Below are 2,578 nucleotides of genomic sequence, written 5' to 3'. Positions count from 1 at the left end.
CGCATAGACTAGCGATTTTATCACTGCATCACATTTATTACTTAGATCAGCAAAAGCACAATCTATTTCACAATGAAAAAGCCCCTCAGGATCCGTGTAATTCAACGGACTATTATTCACATATCTATACCAATTCACATCTCTTGCCTCAAAGCCGATCGGATCCGGTTGCATAAAGCGGCCGTGAACGGTGCTATAAATGCGGTTGCGTGTGGTGTCAATAATGAAACTTGATGAGGGATTCAGCAGCAGGGATGCCACTGCTACTTTTTGTGCTCGATTTTCTGATACACTTTGCACGCAATCACTCTGCATGCTTTTGGCTTTTTGTAAAGCATTTTTCTATCTTTACAACAAATTTTCTTCTCCTCCTAAATTTTGAAGCTACTTCTGGAAATGCAATGATAATCGTAAATCTGAAAAGTCTTAGTTAATCTCCTAATTTATAATTGACATCTACTTACTACTAAGCACCATTTTATTTTTCCAATTGAACCTTTTCCGCCCTCAGACCCTCTTATTATTTAGTAGCGTAAAATCTTGTTTTTTTCTTTAATCTTAAAATCTTTATAATCATAATTGCAGATATTAAAATCACACTATAGAACATCCATGTAGAGCTTTCATCTATTCTAATCAATTCAAAAATTAATGTCATAGGTTCCATACGTGAAAAAGCTTCACCTAAAAGCAAGAAAACATTCGGAAGAATCATCAGTAAAAAGATATAATAATATCTAAATTTTACAGGCATTTTAATCAAACTAAAACCAATAGCTACCCATGCTCCAACAAAATTCGGATAGGGTGACGTAGCATACCATTTTGGATTAAATAAATCATATAGTGCAAACAGATATACATTAAATAAATTGATGAAACCAATATGAGAAAAATAAAGATGTTTTTTTCATATAGATTTTATTTATTCTCACAACATTCACCTATTTGTCCAGACGCTGCAAAGTTGCCCGTCACTTCTATTTCTATTGTGCAGGTCATAACTTTAATTGCAAATTTTTTATTTAATGGCTTATATGGATTAGGAATTGCTTTTAGTTTTTCATGCATACTGTTTCTAGTGCATTAAACGCTGCTATAACAATGTTATAAATTTTTAACTAGTTTATTCATTAACATTAAATAAGAATGAAAATTGATATAGATTAGAATCCATACTTTATAAAATTATATATAGATAGAACTACTATTATTGTTACATGTATAATGAATACATAAACAAAAGCATATATGATAAATTTTATAATTTTTTTATTATTCATACTTTCTCTATTTACAACAACACAATGTTTGTTTATACGGACCAGCTTTTGATGATCTTGTATAACTTTTAACCCCACCCCCTAGCGTTTGCCCTCCTATACCTACACCAGCTTGAATTGTTGCTGTTACAGTCACTTCAATTGTGTAAGAGTAGATTTTTTCTTTACCTTTTTTTCCGTCATTAGTTTTACATTCCTTACCTTCTGTTACAGAATAAGAGCTTGTTGCTACTGCCGAATATGAAAATCCGAACCCTAATACTACTGTGTAGGCATCTACATTTGCTTGTAAGACGTTTACCCCTTTATCACAATCTATATTCACTGTCACATTGACACCAAACATAGTAAAGATGTTTGCTGAGTCAATTTTATGAGTAACATGCTTCAAACCTAATGGGTCAATATAATTCACCACCCCATTCCCCACATATCTATACCAATTCACATCCTTAGCCTCAAACCCTATCGGATCCGGCTGCAGGAAGCGGCCGTGAACCGTGCTATAGATGCGGTTTCTATAATCATATAACCCCGCTCCAAGCCCACCCCACGTATTCACCAACATCTCTCGCCCTGTATACCCTACCCTCAGCCTTGTCGCACTGTAATACGGCTGACCGCTCGGCGTAAAATACCTCGCCCGCCCATACGCATCATACCGCACACTCAACACACCATCCCCATTCCCATCCGTCACCCGCACCACACTCCCTAACACATCCTCCTGCATATAATATGTCGCTACCCCTACCTGCTGCCCATTCCCATTATACTCATAAAACTGCGCCCTCAACATCTCATCCACTCGCCCCCCATGCACATACGACTCCACTAGTTGCATGTTGTTATTATACACCTCTGTCAAGTCCCACCCGTTGTAATACCGATACTGCCGCGAAGGCCCTATCCATGGCACACTCGCAGTCGGCCTCCAGTAATACCTCTCCACCACCCGCCGATTCAACCCATCATATCCCCATTCATACCTCACCGTCGCCTGCAACACCGACCAGTGATTCCGCGCCTCGATTAACCGATTCTTCGCATCGTAGCGGTAAAACCATCCGCTCCCATCCGCCGTCATATTCCCACGGCTATCATAGCTCACCGTCCCCCCTCCAGCTCCACTGATTGAGCTGTATCGGTTCGCCGTCCCAACTCCGTAGGTCGTATTCCCTGCCTGACTATCCGTCTGCACCAACCGATTCCCCACCGCATCGTAATCCCACGTCTGTATCCTCTGCGGATTCGCGTTGTCTAATGTGCTATATTTCACTTCCTTGATCTGCCCT

At 39.4% G+C, this 2,578-nt stretch carries 3 protein-coding genes; all 3 read right to left on the bottom strand.

Annotation, left to right across the window (positions count from 1 at the left end; genetic code table 11):
- The coding region (locus NZM04_03605; GenBank protein MCS7063125.1) for an RHS repeat-associated core domain-containing protein at window positions 1-315 on the bottom strand (315 nt) is incomplete at its 3' end.
- Between the two features lie 606 nt (window positions 316-921).
- Window positions 922-1,071 carry a hypothetical protein gene (locus NZM04_03600; GenBank protein MCS7063124.1) on the bottom strand — a complete coding sequence of 50 codons (150 nt, stop codon included), beginning with the start codon at window positions 1,069-1,071 and terminating at the stop codon, window positions 922-924.
- Window positions 1,072-1,290: 219 nt separating this feature from the next.
- Window positions 1,291-2,578: RHS repeat-associated core domain-containing protein (locus tag NZM04_03595; GenBank protein ID MCS7063123.1), on the bottom strand; the 1,288-nt coding region annotated here is incomplete at its 5' end.

The organism is Candidatus Methylacidiphilales bacterium (assembly GCA_025056655.1).
Taxonomy (GTDB): domain Bacteria; phylum Verrucomicrobiota; class Verrucomicrobiia; order Methylacidiphilales; family JANWVL01; genus JANWVL01.
The sequence above is the reverse complement of the archived record's forward strand: the minus strand, read 5'-3'. Positions and strand labels throughout refer to the sequence as shown.

Excerpts from the sequence above, each read along its gene's own strand:
- NZM04_03600 (MCS7063124.1), bottom strand. The coding sequence starts at position 1,071 with ATGCATGAAAAACTAAAAGCAATTCCTAATCCATATAAGCCATTAAAT.